The following is a 19,217-nucleotide window of genomic DNA, read 5'->3' as shown; positions in this document are numbered from 1 at the left end:
CGGATGGCCGGACCCGCCTACCCCAAGGTACTGAGGAAGTCGTCCAGCACCGCGGCACCGAAACGCAGCGCGTCGGCGGGCACCCGCTCGTCCACGCCGTGGAACAGTCCCTGGAAGTCGTAGCCGGGCGGCAGCCGCAGCGGCGAGAAGCCGTAGCCGTGGATGCCGAGCTGGGAGAACTGCTTGGCATCGGTCCCGCCGGTCATCGAGTAGGGCACCACCACCGCGCCCGGGTCGTGCGCCAGGACGGCGTCCCGCATCGCGGCGAAGATCGGCGCGTCGACGGGCGCGGTCAGGGCGGTGGAGCGGTGCAGGTAGTCCCAGTCGACGTCGGGCCCGGTCAGCAGGTCGAGTGCCGCCTCGAACTCGGCTGCCAGGCCCTCCCCGGGCAGGGTGCGCCCGTCCACCTGGCCGGTGGCCAGGCCGGGGATCACATTGGTCTTGTAGCCCGCCTGAAGCACCGTCGGATTGGCGCTGTTGCGCAGCGTTCCGGCGATCAGCTTGGCCGCCGCCGGGTCCAGCCGCTCCAGGTAGCCGTCCACGTCGAAGCCGGGGTCGTCGACCTGGTCCGGGCGCAGCGGTACGCCGGTCGCCGCGCCGAGCGCGAGCAGCGCCGCCCGTACGGTGGGGGTGATCCGGACCGGCCAGCGGTGCTCGCCGATCCGGGCCATCGCCGCGGAGAGCCTGGTCACGGCGTTGGCCTGGTTGGGCTTGGAGCCGTGTCCGGCCGTGCCCCGCGCGGTCAGCCGCAGCCACCCGGTGCCGCGCTCGCCGGCGCCGACCGGGTAGAGCCGCTGCCCGGCGGCGGTGTGCACGGTGTACGCGCCGGACTCGCCGATCGCCTCGGTGCAGCCCTCGAACAGGTCGGCGTGGTTCCGGACCAGCCAGTCGGCACCGGCCTCGGCGCTGTCCTCCTCGTCGGCGGTGAAGCAGAGCACCACGTCCCGGCGCGGGCCGCGTCCCTCACGCCCCCAGGCGCGGGCGACGGCGAGCATCATCGCGTCCATGCCCTTCATGTCGACGGCGCCGCGCCCCCACACCACGCCGTCGCGGATCTCGCCGCTGAAGGGGTGCACGCTCCAGTCGGACGCCTCGGCCGGGACCACGTCCAGGTGACCGTGCACCAGCAGCGCGGGCAGGCCGGGCTCGCTGCCGCGGATCCGGGTGACGACATTGGCCCGGCCCGGCGCGGACTCCAGCACCAGCGGGGACAGCCCCGCCTCGGCCAGCCGCTCGGCCGCGTACTCGGCGGCGGGGCGCTCCTTGCAGTCGCCGCCGCCCCGGTTGCTGGTGTCGATCCGGATCAGCTCGGAGGTGAAGCGCACGGCTTCCTCTCCCCTGGTCCTGCTGCCGGTGTTCTCGTCCGCGACCGTAACCATGCCACCCATGCTTCCCTCGACGTCCGGAGCCGTGACCACGCCACGCCACCCCGATGGTAGTCACCGGCCGCCGCGCCTCAGATGCTCTGGGCGAGCCGCTCCAGCAGCGGTGCGGCCGCCATCAGCTGTCCGAGTTCCTCCTGGGTGAACCCGGTCGAGAGGGCCTGCGCCAGCTGCTCGGTCCGCGCGGTCCGGCGCTTCTGCAGGGCCTGCCGCCCAGACGTGGTGAGCGAGATGACGATCCGTCGGCCGTCCTCCGGGTCCGGACGCCGCTGGACCAGGCCGCGCGACTCCAGCGCGCCCAGCGTCGCGCCCATCGACTGCGGGCTGATCTGCTCCAGCTTGGCGAGCGCGCTGGACGTGGCCGGGCCGCTGCGGTCCAGCCGGGCGAGCGCCGCGGTCTCCGGCAGCGTCAGTTCGCCGTCGGCCTGCGTCTGGCGCAGCCGACGCCGGAGCAGCCCGATGCTCACCTGAAGCGCACCGGCCACGAGATCGGCATCGAGATCCTGATTCATCTCGTCAAGCTAGCCTTATCAGTCTGGGCTTAGCAAATACATATTGCGCGGTTTCGCGCCGGATATGATCGGTCCCTCATGACTGCCACCCTCGTCGCCAAAGACCTCGCCGCCGGCCACGGCGAACGCGTCCTGTTCACCGACCTCGACCTGGTCGTCGCCCCCGGCGACGTGATCGGTCTGGTCGGCGTGAACGGCGCGGGAAAGTCCACGCTGCTGCGCCTACTGGCCGGCCTGGACACCCCCGAGTCGGGCACCCTGCGGCTCAGTCCGCCCACCGCGACCGTCGGCCACCTCCCGCAGGAGCCCGAGCGCCGCCCGGGCGAGTCCGTACGCGCCTTCCTCGGCCGCCGCACCGGCGTGACCGCCGCCCAGGCCGAGTTGGACGCCGCCACCCAGGGCCTGGTCGACGGTACCCCTGGCGCCGACGACGCCTACTCCGCCACGCTGGAGCGCTGGCTCGACCTCGGCGGCGCCGACCTGGACGAGCGCGCCGAGGAGGTGGCCGGCGACCTCGGCCTGACCGTCAGCCTCGACCTGCCGATGACCGCCCTCTCCGGCGGCCAGGCCGCCCGCGCGGGCCTGGCCTCGCTGCTGCTCAGCCGGTACGACGTCTTCCTGCTGGACGAGCCCACCAACGACCTGGACCTGGACGGCCTGGACCGGCTGGAGTCCTTCGTCACCAGTCTCCGCGCCGGCACCGTCCTGATCAGCCACGACCGCGAGTTCCTGACCCGTACCGTGACCAGGGTGCTGGAGCTGGACCTGGCGCAGCAGCAGGTCAACCACTTCGGCGGCGGCTACGCCTCCTACCTGGAGGAGCGCGAGCGGGCCCGGCGCCACGCCCGCGCCGAGTTCGACGAGTACGCCGACACGGTGTCCTCGCTGGAGGCCCGCGCCCGTACCCAGCGGGCCTGGATGGAGAAGGGCGTCAAGAACGCCCGCCGCAAGTCCCCCGACAACGACAAGATCGGCAAGGCTTTCCGCAGCGAGTCGTCCGAGAAGCAGGCCGCCAAGGCCCGGCAGACCCAGCGGATGATCGAACGGCTGGATGTCGTGGACGAGCCCCGCAAGGAGTGGGAGCTGCGGATGGAGATCGCCGCCGCACCCCGCTCGGGAGCGGTGGTGGCCACCCTCAACAACGCCAGGGTGCAGCTCGGCGACTTCGCCTTCGGCCCGGTGGACCTGCAGATCGACTGGGCCGACCGGGTCGCGATCACCGGCGCCAACGGCTCCGGCAAGTCCACCCTGCTGGCCGCCCTGCTGGGCCGGCTGCCGCTGGACTCGGGCCAGGCGTCACTGGGCCCGGGCGTGGTCGTGGGCGAGGTCGACCAGGTGCGCGGACTGTTCCTGGGGGACCAGCCACTGCTGGACGCCTTCGGCGCGGCCGTCCCCGATCTGCCCCCGGCGGAGGTCCGCACCCTGCTGGCCAAGTTCGGCCTGCGCGCCGCGCATGTGCTGCGCCCGGCGGCGACCCTCTCCCCCGGCGAGCGCACCCGCGCCGCGCTGGCGCTGCTCCAGGGCCGAGGGGTGAACCTGCTGGTCCTGGACGAGCCCACGAACCACCTGGACCTGGCCGCGATCGAGCAGTTGGAGTCCGCGCTCGCCTCCTACACCGGCACACTGCTGCTGGTCACCCACGACCGGCGGATGCTGGACGCGGTGGAGACCACCCGCCGGATCGCCGTCGCCGACGGGCGGGTCAGCGAGAGCTGACCCGCCCCGCGGTTCACCGTTACGGCGGGCCCGTCGTTGGGATGGGCCCATTGTTGTGATGGTCCGTCAGCCCTGCTTTGGTGGAACGTACTTGTAGCCGACCCGGCGGACCGTCACGATCCCGGCCCGGTAGCGGGCGCCCAGCTTGCGGCGCAGCCGGGCGACGTGGACGTCCACGGTGCGGCCGTCGCCGATGTGCCCGTACCCCCACACGGCGGTGACCAGGTGGTCCCGGGTGTGGACCCGGTGCGGGTTCGCGGTGAGGTGGGCCAGCAGCTCGAACTCCAGGTAGGTGAGCTCGACCAGCTCGCCGTCGATCCGTGCGGTGCGCCGCTCCAGGTCCAGCTGGATCCCGCCGGACACCGACCGCAGCGGCGGCACGGCGGCCACCGGCACGGCGGCCACCGGCGCGGCGGCGGCCGAACGGTCGGCAGTCGAACGGTCGGCGGAGGGACGGCCGGCGGAGAGACGGTCGGCGGAGACCTGGTTGACCGGCACGCGGTCGGCGGCCACGCGGTCGACCGGAACCCGGTCGGCGGGGACCAGGACCAGGTAGCCGACCATCGGCACATCGCCCCCGATCAGCTCCGCAGGCAGCCCCGCCTGCGGCCACGGGGCCACGATCGCCCCTTCCGGCAGCCGCAGCACCCCCTCGGCGACGGTGGGGACGGCCCGGACCGGGCTCGGCAGGACGGCGGTGACGGTGCGGAGGTGCGGGGTGGCCAGCTGGGAGACGTTCGACATGGCGGGACTCGCTTTCGCGCAAGCAGGAGGGGAGAGAACAGCGACATCAGCGGTCGTCTGCGCGCGAAAGTGAGGTAGTCGGCAAATGCACCGGGCCGGGTCGAAACCCTGTTCAGACGCCCGTGCGAACCTTGCGGACCTGCGCGCCAAGGTCGCGACAACAGGTCTCGTCGAAGTGGAACGGCTGCCGTGACGGCCAGAACGGCTCGAGGTCGAGGGCATGACGCCTCGTCCTCACGCTCCGGACCGCGTCAGCGGCATAGGTCTCCATGGCCCCCATTCAATCAGACCCGGCCCTGCCTGGACACCACCGGCCCACAAACTCCGCCTGACCGCCCTTCCCCCTTGCCCTGCCCTTTGCCTTCCCTTCTTTCTGACGGTCTGTTAGATACTTGGTGCGGAAGACCCACCAGGCGCCCTCCGCCCACTCTGCGAGGAGCCGCCCCGTGACCCAAGCCCAGGTTCCCGACCTTGCGTCCCCCGACCCCGAGCCGCCGCTGCCCCGCCTGGAGGGTGCCTCCCGGCTGAGGATCTTCACCGTCATCGGCATCGTTGTGCTCTTCGCCGAGATCGCCGCGCTGCAGTACACCATGGTCGCTTCGGCCGCCCGCGACATAGCGCCGTCCTTCCCCGGCGTGGGGGCCAACATCAGCTGGATGGTGATCATCTTCGGCCTGGTCGGCGCGGCGACCACCCCGATCTTCGGCAAGATGTCCGACCTGTGGGGCAAGCGGCTGATGATGCTGATCGCCGGCGCCTCCTTCGCGGTCGGCACCCTGATCTGCGCGCTCACCTCCTCCTGGGCCCTGTTCCTGGTCGGCCGCGCCCTGGAGGCCGTCGCCATCAGCGCGCCCACGGTCGCGTACGGGCTGTTCCGCGACATCCTGCCGCGCCGCTACATCCCGGCCTCGATCGGCGTGATCGCCACCGGGCTGGGCATGTCGGCGCTGGTCGCGCCGCTGCTCGGCGGCTGGCTGCTGGACCACTACTCCTGGCGCTCACTGTTCTGGTTCCTGCTGATCTTCGTCGCCGTGGTCGTTCCGCTGCTGTGGCTGCTGGTCCCGGAGACACCACTGCGGACCCACCAGAAGCTGGACGTCTCCGGCGCGCTGCTGCTCGCCACCGGCGTCGGCTTCGTCCTGGTCTACCTCTCCAACGGCGCGACCTGGGGCTGGGGCCGTCCCACCGCCTGGGGCTGGATGGCCGGCGGGGTCGTGCTGCTGCTGGCCTTCATCGCGGTCGAACGCCGCACCAGCCAGCCGATCATGGACCTGCGGCTGCTGTTCTCACCCAAGGTCACCATGGTGCTGCTGGCGGCGATGCTCGGCAGCATCGTGATCGGCGTGCAGGGCTACTCCATCCCCTACATGCTGCAGACCCCCAGCCACGACCAGCTGACCCACCTGGTCACCGGCCAGGTCGTCGCCGCGTCGCACGGCCAGCTCACCCCGGCCCTGGTACCGATGGTGCACATCGGCTTCAACGGACTGATGGCCTACGGCCTCGGCGCGACCCTGCTGGGCTACGGCCTGCACTCCGCCGTCTTCTCCGGCGGCACCGGGATGCTGGCCGGCGGGGCGGCCGGCGAATGGGCCCGCAAGGTGGGGCCGCGCTACCCGCTGATCCTGGCCATGGCCACCTTCACCGTCTCCACCCTGCTCTACGCCTTCTACGCGCACTCGTCCTGGCAGTACGCGGTGATCGCGGTGGTCTTCGGGCTGGGCTTCGGCTCCTTCTACGCCGCCGCGCCCAACCTCATCGTCGAAGCCGTGCCCGCACGCCAACAGGGCATCAGCGCCGGGATGCTGGGCGTCGTCAACAGCCTCGCCACCTCCGTCGGCACCGCCGCGCTGACCGCGTTCCTGGCCGCGAACCCGGCGAAGTTCAAGGTCACCATCCCTGGTGTGTCCGCCTCCCTGACCGGCGGATACAACACGCTCCCCGGCCTCTACACGGATGCCGGCTACCGCAACGGCCTGCTGTTCGCGGCGGGTGCCGGGTTCATCGGCCTGGTGGTGGCCGTCCTGATGCGCCACGGCCGGCGTCCCGCGACCGGTGGCGAGGCCAGCGGCTGAGGCTCCGCCGCCGGGAATGGGAACTGGTGGAACTGGCCGGACCTGGTGGAGCCGGCTGGACTTGCCGGCTGGACCTGCTAGCTGGACCTGGTGGGCGGTCATCCCACCCGGATGAGACTCCCCTGCGGGTCTATCCGGTCCGCGCTGTCGTCGTCGAACCACAGCCCGCCGGTGGCGAGGTACCGGAAACGGTGCTCCCCCGGCGGGAAGGTCAGCGTGACCGTCCTGGTGCCGTTGCGCCTGCGCACCAACTCGGCCGCGCCCGGCTGCCATCCGTTGAAGTCGCCCACCACACTCACCGTCCCGTCGGGCTGCTCCTCAGCCAGCCGGAACGTCACCCTGGTCCGTCCACCGAACAGACGGGTACGTGTCAGCAACGCCGCTCACTCCCTCCGTGTACTCGAACTCCTGAGGTACTGAAGACTACTGGGATCGGAGTACTGCAGAGCACAGCATGACCGAAGGCCGGCCCCGGGCGGAAGACACCCACGAGTCAAGCCTGAGGTCCGATTGCGACGGCTTCAGCCTTCCTGACGTAGGCCTGACGTAATGCCTGACATAGAACCCGGCATAGAACTTGTCGCATCATCGGAATACCCCTAGGGGGTATCGTCGTTCCCGTTCACGTTCATGTTCCCGAACGGCCCGACGACGGCACCTTCACCCCAGGAGCGACGATGCAGGCGATCCAGCACGCGCTGTCCATTACCGGCTCCATGACCTGGGAGATCACCTGGGCCCTGATCCTCGGCTTCGCCCTCTCGGCCGTCGTCCAGGCCGTCGTACGCAAGTCGACCATCGTCCGACTGCTGGGCGACGACCGTCCCCGCACCCTGGCCGTGGCGTCCCTGCTGGGCGCGGCCTCCTCCTCGTGCTCGTACGCGGCGGTGGCGCTGGCGCGGTCGCTGTTCCGGAAAGGGGCGAACTTCACCGCCGCGATGGCCTTCGAGATCGCGTCCACCAACCTGGTGGTCGAACTCGGAGTGATTCTGGCCCTGTTGATGGGATGGCAGTTCACCGCGGCCGAGTTCGTCGGTGGGCCGATCATGATCGTGGTCCTGGCGGTGCTGTTCCGGCTCCTCCTGCGCGACAAACTGCTGCGCGAAGCCCGGGAACAGGCCGAGCGCGGAATGGCCGGATCCATGGAGGGCCACGCGGCGATGGACATGTCCGTCCAGGGGGAAGGGTCCTTCAGCAAGCGGCTGTTCTCGCGCGAGGGCTACACCTCGGTCGCGCACGTCTTCGTCATGGAGTGGGCCGCGATCCTGCGCGACCTGGTCATCGGACTGCTCATCGCGGGCGCGATCGCCGCATGGGTGCCCGACAGCTTCTGGCGCACCTTCTTCTTCGACGGTCATCCGCTGGCGGCGAAGCTCTGGGGTCCGGTCATCGGCCCGCTGGTCGCGGTGGTGTCCTTCGTCTGCTCCATCGGCAACGTCCCGCTGGCGGTGGTGCTCTGGAAGGGCGGGATCAGCTTCGGCGGCGTGGTCGCCTTCATCTTCGCCGACCTGCTGATCCTCCCGATCCTGGCCATCTACCGGAAGTACTACGGATGGCGGATGACCGCGTTCCTCGCCGCCACCTTCTACGCCGCCATGGTCGTCGCCGGATACGCCGTCGAGTTCCTCTTCGGCGGCCTCGGACTCGTCCCCGACCAGTCCACGGCGAAGATCCCCATGGAGGGGGTGAGTTGGAACTACACCACCTTCCTCAACATCGCCTTCCTGCTACTGGCGGTAGCTTTGCTGATCCGCTTCGCCCGCACCGGCGGACGGGAGATGCTCCGCATGATGGGCGGCTCCCCGGACGCCGACCACGGCGGTGGGCACGCGCGCGGGCACGACCACGAGCAGGGGCACGGGCACGGGCACGGGCACGGGCACGACCTGGGCCACGGCCACAATCACGGACAGGGGTAGGAACACAGGTGACACGTCCACGGATCCTCGCCTTCGCCGAGTCGGACGTACCCGCCGATCTCCGGGCCCAGGCGCTCGACCTGCAGCAACAGGCCTGGCCCAGCGCATCGGGCGAACCCGAGGACAGCCGCCACGATCCGGCCCTCGCCCCGCTCTGCCTGTTCCTGCTCACCGACGACTCCGACGACGCCCGCACCGTGCTGGCCTCGCTGGACATCCTCTCCAAACGGCTCACCCACCAGGGCCGCGACTACGCCGCCTCGGGCCTCAGCCGCGTCGTGTCCTCCCCCGCGCACCGCGGCAGGGGCCACGGCCGCCGCCTGGTCGCCGCCGCCCGCGACACCATCGAGCGCTCCGGTGCCGACCTGGGCCTGTTCACCTGCGACAGCCCGCTCCGCGGCTTCTACGAAAGCGCGGGCTGGCAGTTCCTCCCGGGCACCGCTCTGATCGGCGGTACCCGGGAGGACCCCTTCCCCAGCGACCGACCCGGCTTCGACAAGGTCACCATGGCCGCCTTCCTCACCCCGCACGCCCGTGCCCACGCCGCCACCTTCACCGGCGCCCGGATCGCCCTCCACCCCGGCCCCATCGACCGCCTCTGGTAACCCCGGCGGCTGGCCGCGCCCGCCGCCGATCGGCCGCGTGCCGCACTCGGATAGCCTGGCGGTCAACGAGAACAAGCCAACGCCAACGCATCCGCAACGGCGACCCCGTCCGCCCGATCCAGCAGGGAACCATGAGTACGACGCTCACCGTCTCCACCGCCAACGTCAACGGCCTCCGCGCCGCCACCGGCAAGGGCTACGTCGAGTGGCTGGCCACGACCGAGGCCGACGTGGTCTGCCTGCAGGAGGTACGGGCCGAACCGGCGCAGCTCGCCGCACACGTCCGCGACCCCGAGGGCTGGCACACGCTGTGGGCCCCCTCAGCCGCGAAGGGCCGCGCGGGCGTCGCCGTCCTCTCCCGGGCCGAGCCGCAGGCCCAGCGGATCGGCTTCGGTTCCACCGAGTTCGACGCCACCGGCCGCTACGCCGAGATCGACCTGCCGGGCCTGACCGTCGCCAGCCTCTACCTCCCCTCCGGCGAGGTGGGCACTCCGCGCCAGGACGAGAAGGAACGCTTCCTGGCCGAGTTCCTGGACCACCTCAAGACCCTCCGCCAGCGCGCCGCGGACGACGGCCGCGAGGTCCTGGTCTGCGGCGACTGGAACATCGCGCACCACGAGGTGGACCTGAAGAACTGGAAGACCAACCAGAAGAACGCCGGCTTCCTCCCCGAGGAACGCGCCTGGCTCACCCGCGTCCTGGACGAGGCCGGCTACGTCGACGTGGTCCGCCGCCTCCACCCCGACGTCGCCGGCCCCTACTCCTGGTGGTCCTACCGCGGCCGCGCCTTCGACAACGACGCCGGCTGGCGGATCGACTACCAGATGGCCACCCCCGGCCTGGCTGCAAGGGCCGTATCGGCAACGGTGGAGCGCGCCGCCACCCACCCGGAGCGCTGGTCCGACCACGCACCCGTCACCGCAGTCTTCAACCTTGAGTAACGTGCCCACAGAAGCGGGTAGTTGAGCACGATCAACCAGCTCCCCGCTCTACGGTCTCCGCCGGGCCGAGGCTGCCTCACAGGACCACCTCGAGGCCGTGACGGCAGAATCTCACCGCGAGGCCCCACCCCCGAGCCACAGAACCAACGACTCGCACACCGGCTCCGGCCAGCGCAAAGTGAGCTGCCCGTAGCTTCGTAGAGTCCGGTGATGTTGGTTCAGGCGGACTGTTCGACGGCTTCCTGGCGGTTATGCCAATCGCGTTCGTACTCGGCAGGTAGCAGGTAGCCGAGGGCGGAGCGGAGACGTTCCTCGTTGTACCACGCGACCCATGGAACAAGGGCGCGTTCGAGCTGGCAAAGTCTCGCCAGGGGCCCTGCATCTCGATCAGCTCGGCCTTGAACGTGCCGTTCAGGGCCTCGGCCATCGCATTGTCGTAGGAATCGGCGACGGAGCCGACCGAGGCAGATGCGCCGATGTCGGCCAGCCGCTCCGAGTACCGAATTGATACGTATTGCGACCCTCTGTCGCTGTGGTGGATCAGCCCGGAGTCCTTCTTGATCCGCCGTCGCCACAGCGCCATCTCCGGCGCGTCCAGCGGCAGTTCGGTGCGCATGTGGTTCGCGGCCCGCCAGCCGACGATGGTGCGGGAGAACACGTCCAGGGCGAACGCCACGTAGACCCAGTCGGCCTAGGTACGCACGTAGGTCATGTCCGCGACCGACAACTGGTCGGGGCGCTCGGCGGTGAAGCGGCGGTCGACCAGATCCGGCGGCCGCGGAGCGGCTGGCTCGGGAATCGGGGTGCGGCGCCGCCTGCCGCGGACGACGCCCTCGATGCCGAAGCTCGGCCATCAGCCGCTCCACGGTGCACCGGGCGACCTGGTAGCCGCAGCGCGCAGTGCGTGGGTGACCCGCCGGGCGCCGTAGGTGGCCGCGGACTCGGCGTGGACCTGGGCGATCAGCGGCAGCAGTTCCTCGTCGCGCAGCCTGCGGGAGGACTTCGGCCTGTACTTGCGGGCGAAGTACGTCGAGGGCGAGGGGTCCAGCACCCGGCATACGGGATCGACCCCGGAGCAGTCACGCAGGTGGTCGATCACCTGCTCGGCCTCGTCCGGGGACGGTCGATCTCCTGGGCAAAAAACACGCTGGCAGCTTTGCCAGGATCTCGTTGGCCCGCCGCAACTCCGCGTTCTCCTTGCGCAGTTGCCTCAGCTCCTCCGCCTCGGCGGTGGTGGGCCGGTCGCCGCGTTCACCGGCGTCCGCCTTGGCCTGGCGAACCCAGTTGCGCAGGGCCTCCTTGTGGATGCTCAGGTCGCGCGCGACGTGCGCAACACGCCGGCCGCTGGAGCGGACCTCGCGGATCGCGCGCTCCCGCAGTTCATCGGGATACTTCCGTAGTGCAGGCACAGCGTGGATCTCTCTTAAGCCAAGATCATAACCTGGCTTCAAGGACTCCACGAACATCAGTGCAGCTCACCAGGACTGGCTGGACGTCTCCAGTTCCCCTCGGACGCGCCGGACCCGGACCCGTAGGAGGGAATCTGGTCACTGGTCAAGCCGGGCTCGGCGAACTACGCCGCCGCCAACCTAGACCACCTCGTCCGAGTCATGAAGCGCAAGATCAAGAAGATCCATTACCACCCGCACCTGATCGTGATCGACGCCTCCCTCGCCGAGACCGGACTGAATATCGAGCCCCGGTGATCAGCGAGGAGCCATCATGCCTTCAAGCTCAGCGGTCCTGGTGCTCCACGAAGAACTCCGCTCAGGTGTGTGCCCAGATTGTCCCACACCAGCACGATCGGCGCGCCGAGTTGGGTGTGGATGACGGTGCCTGCGCATACCTCATCGCTACGGCATGCCGCAGGGATCATGAACCGTTTGCCCCACCCGCCATAACGAGATTAAATGCAGCGGTGCGCTGCCACCTGTGGCTTTACAGTTGGCCGCCCACCAACCCACGACTAGACCAACGATTGTGAAGTGTGAGAAAGTCCCTGCGTAAGCGAGCACCCGCGCGGTCGTCTGCGGTAGCTACGGCAGGCGGGTGAGAAATTCCCCTCGAACCCGTGGCATAATAGCAACCATGATTGATCCGATGAGTATCGACCTGCCTCGATTCCTTGCTGGGTGGTACGGTTCCCCCGATCTTCCGGCACGCCGTCCCATCGATAGCTACTCTTGGCTGCCTGAGCCATTGAAGGATTGGTACGAGCTTTCGTCTCAATGGACTAGGCCACTGATGAGCATCAAGAGAATGCGGAGGCCGGAAGAGATTACCATAAAAGACGGAAATGCCATCTTCATGGAAGATCCGGGTGACCAGATTTGGGCATTCGATCCAGACAGCCCCATGGATGTCTATGAAGGTGAGCTATACGAACGACCGGAAAAGGTCGCGGAACAGTTTCCAGAATTCTTGATCCATAATGCCCTGAACGAAGCTGCCTATACCGGCGCGTCTCGGCGAGCTTGCGATGAGGTAGAAGAGAGCAGACTGCTGGAGATTTTGGCCCCAATGACAGAGGTGGCGTTCGGCGGTTGGCGCTGGCCCCGCCCCGGTCACAGAATCTTCGTTGCCGACTCACTGGTAGCTGACGTGGGACCAGCCTTGGAGGATCATTCTCCTTGGGGGAACAGAGCGGGCTATACAAACGTCCAAATTGGGTGCAGCGATCCGACTGCTCTGCTCTATCTCGATGAGTTGCCCGGTCTCAGCTGGATCAAATCCGGGTCACGGAATAGCCAATAACAAACTTTGGATCCGACGCGTAGAAATGCTCCCGGCAGGCCTGCTCTGTCGGGAGCATTGCATTCATTCTATCCTGCGCCCGTGTACGGGATGGTCTGGATACTTCCGTCGCTCTTCTGAAAAGTGACCCTTAGGGTAGCTCCTGGGGGAAGCATTTTGGATAGATTGTCGGAACATGCACCGCAAACATAGTCGCCACTGATGAATAGTTGCCCGTCCATAACACCGGTCTTCCGCATCTGGGCAGCTGCCTGAGCCTCCAAGTGGTGATAGAAATCACCGGACCCCGGCGGTCGCGCGTAATCATCACCAACATTTCCCCGACCCGACGACAACGCTATCGGATCGTCGTGCCCCTCGAGATAGAGAGCCCCACTCATGTTGCCCGGCTTGTCGAATTGACTGCTTGCCGAATTGGCAGAAGCGAGCCCTTCCTCGTCAGTGAGAATGCAAGATCCAGTGTTGTGGACCAGCACTGGGACATTCCCGGCCAGTATGTAGTACGTGTGGAGCTGCCGCACCGTCAGGTTGTAGCGGTTGGCTACGCCCGGCGTGCTCCTGACCGTACGCACAGTGGGGTGCCGGCCTTGGGTGCTAGCGAGGGCGTGACCCGGCTTGAGATCGCCCGCTGCGACCCAGCCGTGTGTGGTGTCATCCCAGAAAGGGTGGTTGGCGGTCGTGTGGATGATGGAGGTGTGCCCACCGCCGGTGGAGACTCCAATGTCGAGGAGGTCGTTGTCATGGTTGATCCAGACATGCTGGACGGCCCGGCCGCCCTCTTCCTTACCAGTGCTGGGGTCGGCTGCCTCGACCTTGTCGCCGACCTTTAGGTCGCCGATGGGTTTTGCTTTTCCATTGGCCAGGAGAACCGGTGTGGTCGGAGCGAAACTGCACGCGCCGCCAACTCCCGTTTCGCCGTCGATTCCTGCAACTGCCAGGAGGGCCGGCAGGTCCTGACACAGGGAAGTGAGGGCGCAGGGATTGTCGGGGATCCCGTGCACGTCCTTGTAGTTGTGGTAAAAGCGGTCGATGAGGTCGCAGTCGACCTCGCTGCCTGCGCATTTTGCGCGGAAGAACAGTTCGACGTTGTAGGAGTACGACAGGTCGGGGTAGTAGTCCCCTTCCTGCTTCATCATGTTCACGGTCGGGAAGGGGTGGCTGGGGTTCCACTTCTTCAGGATCGTGAGCGGCGGCAGGTCCCTGACCGGGCCTGTCTTGATCTTTGTGTATGGCCGGTGTGGTGATTCCTGGGTGTGGTGCTGGGTGGTGCTTACTGCTGGGTGACGCGGTCGCCGTAGAACTCGGCGAGGGTGTTGATGGCTTCCTTCCAGTCGCGGGTGCGGCCGGTGACGTTGGGCTTGCCCTGCTGTGGGTTGCGGATCACCAGGTAGAGGACCTTGATCGCGAAGTCGTCGTCGGGGAAGTGTCCGCGGCGGCGGGTGGCCTGGCGGAAGCGGGCGTTGAGGGACTCGATCATGTTGGTGGTGTAGACGACCTTGCGGATGGCGGGTGGGAAGCGCAGGAACACGATGAAGTGCTCCCAACTGCGCCGAAGTGTGGCGATCATGGCTGGGTAGAGACCGCCCCAGGTGGCCTCGAACTCTTCGAACTGTGCCTCGGCGGCGTCGGCGGTGGGGGCGGTGTAGACCGCGCGCAGGTCCTTCGCGATCGGCCCCCAGTGCTTCTTGGAGGCGAACCGCAGGCTGGAGCGGACTACGTGAACGACGCAGAGTTGCACGTCCGCGAGCGGCCAGACCGCGTTGATCGACTCCGGCAGGCCCTTCAGCCCGTCGCAGCACGCCACCAGGACGTCCTGGACGCCGCGGTTGCGCAGTTCCGTCAGCCAGGTGAGCCAGGTCTTGGCGCCCTCGCCGCCGGGTACCCACCCACATGCCCAGGACGTCGCGCTCGCCCTCCAGGTTGATCCCGACCGCGACGTAGACGGGTTTGTTCGTCACCGCGCCATCGCGGATCTTCACGTAGATCGCGTCGATCAGCACGACCGCGTACACGCGGTCCAGCGGGCGCTGGCGCCACGCGGTGACCTCGTCCTGAACCCCGCTGGTGGCGCGGGAGACCAGGTCCCGGGACACCTCGATGCCGTAGACCTCGGACAGGTGGCCCTGAATCTCACCGGTCGTCAGCCCCCGCGCGTACTAGGGACAGCACCGCCGCGTCGAAGCCCTCCACCCGGCGCCGGTGCTTGGGCACGATCTGCGGGTCGAACCGGCCGGCCCGGTCCCGCGGGATCTCCAGCTCGACCGGGCCGACCTCGGTCAGGACCCGCTTGCGCGAGGTCCCGTTGCGGGCGTTGCCCGATCCGGCCCCGCCCTGGTCGCCCTTCTCGTAGCCCAGGTGCTCGGCCATCTCGGCCTGCAGCGCGCTCTCCAGGACCATCTTGACCAGCCCCGTCAGCAGCCCGCCCTCGCCGGTCAGCTGCAGGCCCTCCCGCCTGGCCCGCTCCACCAGCGACTCCGCCAGCCCCCGGTCCAGCTCAGCCAGTTCCGCCATCTCCGCCCCCGTCCGCACCGTGCTCTCGCGGGACACCTCGTCCTTGCTGCCCATAAGTGATCCTTCCCGACAGAGACCCTGTCTCATGCCTTACTGGGTCACACCGGGGCATACACAAAATCGCGGACAGTCCCCGTCCTGGACGTCACCGACACCGCCGCCGTCCGCAAGACCGTCGACGAAGCGTTCGCCGCGGGCCGGGTCGACGTGGTGGTCTCCAATGCCGGCTACGGCCTGTTCGGCGCGGCCGAGGAGATCACCGACGCCCAGGTGGACCACATCATCGCCACCAACCTCACCGGCTCCATCACCCTGATCCGCGCCGCGCTGCCGCACCTGCGCGCCCAGGGCGGCGGACGCATCGTGCAACTGTCCACCTACGGTGGCCAGGTCGCCTTCCCCGGCAACTCCATGTACCACGCCACCAAGTGGGGCATCGAAGGCTTCGCCGAGTCCGTCGCCCAGGAAGTCGCCCCCTTCGACATCGGGGTGACCATCGTGGAGCCGGGAGGGGCCCGTACCGAGTTCCGCACCGGCAGCGCCCAGATCGCCGATCCCCTGGACGCCTACCAGGACAACCCCGCCCACGGCTTCCAAGCCATGCTCGACCCTGCCGCCCCTCCCGCACCCGGTGACCCGCAGCGCATGGCCGCCCGCATCATCGAATCCGTCGACACCGAACCCGCCCCGCTGCGCATCGTGCTCGGCTCCCAGGCCCTGGACGCCACCCTCGGTGCGCTGCGCAAGCGGATCGAGGGCTTCGAGGCCCAGCATGACCTGGCCGCCTCCACCGACTTCCCCGCCGGGGAATGACCGACCAACGAGAGCGAGGAGCACCCCGTGGAGTTCGTGAAACCCAAGCCCACCGGTAAGGGCCCCGAGGACTGGTTCAACGGCGACGTCTGGTTCGACGTCATCCACGCCGGGACCGCTCTGATCGGCACCCGCGACGGCACCGTCTACGAGACCCACCCCGACGAGACGGTCACCTGCCCACCCGGCGAAGAACACTGGCACGGCGCCACCGCAGACCGCTTCATGCAGCACCTCGCCCTGTGGGACGCCGTCGCACCCGACGACGACCGCCCCGAGACCACCTGGCTCGAACACGTCACCGACGAGCAGTACCAAGCCCCCCGCACCCGCAGCAACTGAACCGAAGGAAACCGGAATGGACCAGACCCTCAACAACGGCGTGACCATGCCTGCCCTGGGCTTCGGCGTCTTCCAGACACCCCCGGACGAGACGATCGCCGCCGTCACCACTGCCCTGGAGACCGGCTACCGGCTGATCGACACCGCGGCCGCCTACGGCAACGAGCGCGAAGTCGGCGAGGCGATCCGACGCTCCGGTGTGCCGCGCGAGGAGGTGTTCATCGAGACCAAGGTCTGGATCAGTGACTACGGCTACGACCAGACCCTGCACGCCTTCGACAAGAGCGCCGGAAAGCTCGGCGTCGGCACCATCGACCTGTTGATCCTGCACCAGGCTCTCCCCGGCCGCTTCGACCTCACCCAGGAGGCGTACCGGGCCCTGGAGACCCTGCTCGCCGACGGCAAGGTGCGCGCGATCGGCGTCAGCAACTTCATGCCCGACCACCTCGACGCCCTCCTCAAGCAGGCGACCGTGGTCCCGGCCGTCAACCAGGTCGAGCTCCACCCCTACTTCACCCAGCCCGCCGTCCAGGCCGCCGACGCCGCCCACGGCATCCTCACCCAGGCGTGGTCGCCCATCGGCGGCATCACCAGCTACCGCGGCACCGGCACCAGCACCTTCGAGGACCCCGCCATCACCGCCATCGCCACCGCCCACGGCAAGACCCCCGCCCAGGTCATGCTCCGCTGGCACCTCCAGCAGGGCCGCAACGCCATTCCCAAGTCCGTCCGCCCGCAGCGCATCGCCGAGAACATCGACATCTTCGACTTCCAGCTCACCCCCGCCGAACTCGAAGCCCTCGACAACCTCGACACAGGTACCCGCGGCGGCCCCGAACCCGAAGCCATCACCCTCGAAGCCTTCGGCCGCGACATCCCCGAAGCCTGACCCAAGAGCCCCGCACGCACAGAAGCGTGCAAAACACCTCTCTACGCCTGCGGGCTCCCCGCCCATCCGGCGGGGAGCCCGCGCTTCCCCAAGCCATGGTCCGTTCGCGACGGTCCTGGTCGGCCCGGGCCCAGACATCAGCGAAGGTCTGACCCGTCTCCACCTCCACCCAAGCCGCAGGACGCTGCGGAAGAGCGGCCAGCCGCCGACGCTCGGGGCGGCCGAGTCGGCCGTCGTCCCCACCTGAGCGCACCCTCCCGACCTGGTACGCGACCGGATACGGACGTGGGGGCGCCGAACAGCGCAGGGGTCGTCGGCTGAAACGGCGGCACCGCGGTGCGGCCATGGCTCCTCGCCGTCCCCAACAGCGGTGGCGCGCCCCGGAACTCGACCCTTGGGGCGCGATGATCACCGCTCCAGGGTTCCTACCGCTCGCAGGGTGTGGAAACGCTGGGCAAACCCCATCCCCGCTTCGTGCGGATATCGTGTACCGATCATGGCGGAATGCAGCGGGACGCATGCGTGAGACACGTGAGGCAGAGGAGAGGGCGATGACGACCAGCCTGCCCGGCTGGCTGCGCGTCCCCGTCGGGCTGCACTCGGAGCGCTGGGCCACGCGCGGCGACCTGCGCCGGGTCCTGCTGGTCGTGCACAACGTGACGTCGGCGACACGGCTCCTGGACATCCTTCCGTTGTTCCACGACGACCTGCGGGTTCAACTGCTGGCCACTTGCCCGGGGTCCTCCCCTTTCACGCCAGTGACGGCGCACTTCGGGAAACCCGAGTACGTGTCCGGGGGTTCGACGGTGTCGACGGACCCGCGCCGGCGATGGGGTGACCGGGTTCCGTCCCGGTACTACCCCTTGCTACCCCTCGATCGCCTCGCGGAAGGTGGCGATCGCATCGCCGTTGGACCGTGCCCATGCGGTCAGTGCTCCGATGGGCTCCCTGAGCGTGTTCCCGAGCTCGGTCAGGCTGTACTCCACCCGTGGTGGCGCTTCCGCGTACACGCGCCGTTCGACAAGCCCGTTGTCCTGGAGCCGGCGCAACGTCTGCGTCAGGACTTTGCGCGAGACGCCGCCGATCAGCTCGACCAACTCGCCGTGCCGCAGCGGGCCATCGCTCAGCGCGAACAGCGTGACCACGGCCCATTTGCTGGCAATGATCTCGATGGCCAGCCTGGCCGGGCAGTCGGCGAGGAAGACGGTTCCGGGGCGGAGGCTCATGACCCGAAGGGTACCTACAGGTACCTCACGGCTCACTAACGTCGATGCCATGCCTCCCACCAACACCTACGTCCTCGTCCACGGCGCCTGGCACGACGGACAGTCGTGGAACCGCGTCGCCGCGCTGCTCACCGCCCAGGGCCACCGCGTCCTGGCACCGTCCCTCACCGGCCACGGGGACAAGGCCCACCTGCTCGGCCCCGAGGTCGGGCTCACCACCCACGTCGACGACATCGTCGACCTGGTCCTCGACCAGGACCTGAACGACATCGTGCTCGTCGGGCACAGCTACGCCGGCCTGATCATCTCCAGCGTGGCGAACCGGATCCCGCACCGCGTCTCGCGCCTGGTGTACGTCGACGCGATGGTGCCGACGCACGGCGAGAACGCCATCGACGTCATGCCGCTCACGCAGTCCCTGATCGACAGCGCCGCCGCCACCGCCCAGCCCTGGCGCATTCCGCCGCTGCCCCAATTCCCCGCGCCGTTCGGGCTGTTCGGCGTCACCGACCCCGACGACACCGCCTGGCTCAGGAGCACGCTCACCGACGAATCGGTCCTCTGCTTTCAACAGCCGGTCGAGCTGGACAACCCCGCGCAGGCCCTGATCCCCCGGGTCCACATCCTGTGTGTCGGCAGTGCACCCGAGGGCGTCACCCGGCGGCCCCTCCCACCGACCCAGCCCAACGGCGAGCCGTCCCGGGTCCACGAACTACGGAGCGGTCACGACTGCATGATCATCAAGCCTGCGGAGCTCAGCAGTCTGCTGCTCCAGGAGGCCTGAGCAG

The 19,217-nt window shown here is 68.7% G+C and carries 16 protein-coding genes and 3 pseudogenes; 11 read left to right on the top strand and 8 right to left on the bottom strand.

Going from position 1 to position 19,217, the window contains the following annotated elements; all coding sequences use genetic code 11:
• Window positions 1-17: 17 nt before the first annotated feature.
• Together ACEZDG_RS20085 and ACEZDG_RS20080 are read right to left on the bottom strand one after the other, a co-directional pair.
• The gene (locus ACEZDG_RS20085; RefSeq protein ID WP_380511437.1) at window positions 18-1,379 is read right to left on the bottom strand and encodes a M20/M25/M40 family metallo-hydrolase; all 1,362 of its coding nucleotides are present in this window, start codon (window positions 1,377-1,379) and stop codon (window positions 18-20) included.
• 77 nt (window positions 1,380-1,456) lie between these two features.
• Window positions 1,457-1,894 carry a MarR family winged helix-turn-helix transcriptional regulator gene (locus ACEZDG_RS20080; RefSeq protein WP_380511434.1) on the bottom strand — a complete coding sequence of 146 codons (438 nt, stop codon included), beginning with the start codon at window positions 1,892-1,894 and terminating at the stop codon, window positions 1,457-1,459.
• Window positions 1,895-1,972: 78 nt separating this feature from the next.
• Here ACEZDG_RS20080 and ACEZDG_RS20075 point away from each other — a divergent pair, with 78 nt between their 5' ends.
• Window positions 1,973-3,610 (top strand): ABC-F family ATP-binding cassette domain-containing protein, encoded by a 1,638-nt coding sequence (locus tag ACEZDG_RS20075; RefSeq protein WP_380511431.1) that lies wholly within the window; start codon window positions 1,973-1,975, stop codon window positions 3,608-3,610.
• A gap of 66 nt (window positions 3,611-3,676) precedes the next feature.
• Here the strand turns inward: ACEZDG_RS20075 and ACEZDG_RS20070 are convergent, their stop codons facing one another.
• Window positions 3,677-4,354 (bottom strand): winged helix-turn-helix domain-containing protein, encoded by a 678-nt coding sequence (locus ACEZDG_RS20070; protein WP_380511428.1) that lies wholly within the window; start codon window positions 4,352-4,354, stop codon window positions 3,677-3,679.
• A gap of 446 nt (window positions 4,355-4,800) precedes the next feature.
• On the opposite strand from ACEZDG_RS20070, the gene ACEZDG_RS20065 reads away from it, so the two are divergent.
• A complete protein-coding gene (locus ACEZDG_RS20065) occupies window positions 4,801-6,429 on the top strand; it encodes an MFS transporter (RefSeq protein ID WP_380511425.1) in 1,629 nt (542 codons plus the stop codon).
• A 98-nt stretch (window positions 6,430-6,527) separates the two neighbouring features.
• Here ACEZDG_RS20065 and ACEZDG_RS20060 read toward each other — a convergent pair whose 3' ends face one another.
• Window positions 6,528-6,806, bottom strand: a complete 279-nt coding sequence (locus ACEZDG_RS20060) for an isoamylase early set domain-containing protein (protein ID WP_380511423.1) — start codon at window positions 6,804-6,806, stop codon at window positions 6,528-6,530.
• Window positions 6,807-7,106: 300 nt separating this feature from the next.
• Between ACEZDG_RS20060 and ACEZDG_RS20055 the strand changes: the two genes are divergently transcribed.
• The 3 genes from ACEZDG_RS20055 (at window position 7,107) to ACEZDG_RS20045 (ending at window position 9,894) form a co-directional block, all read left to right on the top strand.
• Complete coding sequence (locus tag ACEZDG_RS20055) at window positions 7,107-8,348, top strand: permease (RefSeq protein WP_380511420.1); 1,242 nt, start codon at window positions 7,107-7,109, stop codon at window positions 8,346-8,348.
• An 8-nt stretch (window positions 8,349-8,356) separates the two neighbouring features.
• Window positions 8,357-8,953, top strand: a complete 597-nt coding sequence (locus ACEZDG_RS20050) for a GNAT family N-acetyltransferase (RefSeq protein WP_380511417.1) — start codon at window positions 8,357-8,359, stop codon at window positions 8,951-8,953.
• A gap of 131 nt (window positions 8,954-9,084) precedes the next feature.
• Window positions 9,085-9,894, top strand: a complete 810-nt coding sequence (locus ACEZDG_RS20045; protein ID WP_380511414.1) for an exodeoxyribonuclease III — start codon at window positions 9,085-9,087, stop codon at window positions 9,892-9,894.
• A gap of 218 nt (window positions 9,895-10,112) precedes the next feature.
• On the opposite strand, the pseudogene ACEZDG_RS20040 reads toward ACEZDG_RS20045, so the two are convergent.
• Window positions 10,113-11,303 (bottom strand): annotated as a pseudogene (locus ACEZDG_RS20040) (IS3 family transposase).
• A gap of 679 nt (window positions 11,304-11,982) precedes the next feature.
• Between ACEZDG_RS20040 and ACEZDG_RS20035 the strand changes: the two are divergent.
• A complete protein-coding gene (locus ACEZDG_RS20035; protein ID WP_380511411.1) occupies window positions 11,983-12,648 on the top strand; it encodes a hypothetical protein in 666 nt (221 codons plus the stop codon).
• A 68-nt stretch (window positions 12,649-12,716) separates the two neighbouring features.
• Here ACEZDG_RS20035 and ACEZDG_RS20030 read toward each other — a convergent pair whose 3' ends face one another.
• Both ACEZDG_RS20030 and ACEZDG_RS20025 read right to left on the bottom strand, forming a co-directional pair.
• Entirely contained in the window at window positions 12,717-13,784 is a 1,068-nt protein-coding gene (locus ACEZDG_RS20030; protein WP_380511877.1) for a polymorphic toxin-type HINT domain-containing protein, read from the bottom strand.
• 134 nt (window positions 13,785-13,918) lie between these two features.
• Window positions 13,919-15,159, bottom strand: a pseudogene (locus ACEZDG_RS20025) (IS256 family transposase).
• 78 nt (window positions 15,160-15,237) lie between these two features.
• Between ACEZDG_RS20025 and ACEZDG_RS20020 the strand changes: the two are divergent.
• The 4 genes and pseudogenes from ACEZDG_RS20020 to ACEZDG_RS20005 form a co-directional block, all read left to right on the top strand.
• Window positions 15,238-15,972 (top strand): SDR family oxidoreductase, encoded by a 735-nt coding sequence (locus tag ACEZDG_RS20020; protein WP_380511875.1) that lies wholly within the window; start codon window positions 15,238-15,240, stop codon window positions 15,970-15,972.
• Window positions 15,973-15,999: 27 nt separating this feature from the next.
• Window positions 16,000-16,314, top strand: a complete 315-nt coding sequence (locus tag ACEZDG_RS20015) for a cupin domain-containing protein (protein ID WP_380511408.1) — start codon at window positions 16,000-16,002, stop codon at window positions 16,312-16,314.
• A gap of 16 nt (window positions 16,315-16,330) precedes the next feature.
• Window positions 16,331-17,203, top strand: a complete 873-nt coding sequence (locus ACEZDG_RS20010; RefSeq protein WP_380511406.1) for an aldo/keto reductase — start codon at window positions 16,331-16,333, stop codon at window positions 17,201-17,203.
• A 551-nt stretch (window positions 17,204-17,754) separates the two neighbouring features.
• Window positions 17,755-17,955 (top strand): annotated as a pseudogene (locus ACEZDG_RS20005) (hypothetical protein); the annotation flags it as partial.
• Window positions 17,956-18,069: 114 nt separating this feature from the next.
• Here the strand turns inward: ACEZDG_RS20005 and ACEZDG_RS20000 are convergent.
• Window positions 18,070-18,429 carry a winged helix-turn-helix transcriptional regulator gene (locus ACEZDG_RS20000; RefSeq protein ID WP_380511403.1) on the bottom strand — a complete coding sequence of 120 codons (360 nt, stop codon included), beginning with the start codon at window positions 18,427-18,429 and terminating at the stop codon, window positions 18,070-18,072.
• 49 nt (window positions 18,430-18,478) lie between these two features.
• Between ACEZDG_RS20000 and ACEZDG_RS19995 the strand changes: the two genes are divergently transcribed.
• Entirely contained in the window at window positions 18,479-19,213 is a 735-nt protein-coding gene (locus ACEZDG_RS19995; RefSeq protein WP_380511400.1) for an alpha/beta fold hydrolase, read from the top strand.
• The last annotated feature ends 4 nt before the right edge of the window (window positions 19,214-19,217 follow it).

It is taken from the genome of Streptacidiphilus alkalitolerans (genome assembly GCF_042511045.1).
GTDB classification, from domain to species: Bacteria; Actinomycetota; Actinomycetes; order Streptomycetales; family Streptomycetaceae; genus Streptacidiphilus; species Streptacidiphilus alkalitolerans.
Note: the sequence above shows the minus strand (reverse complement) of the source record. Positions and strands in the feature narration are given on the sequence as shown.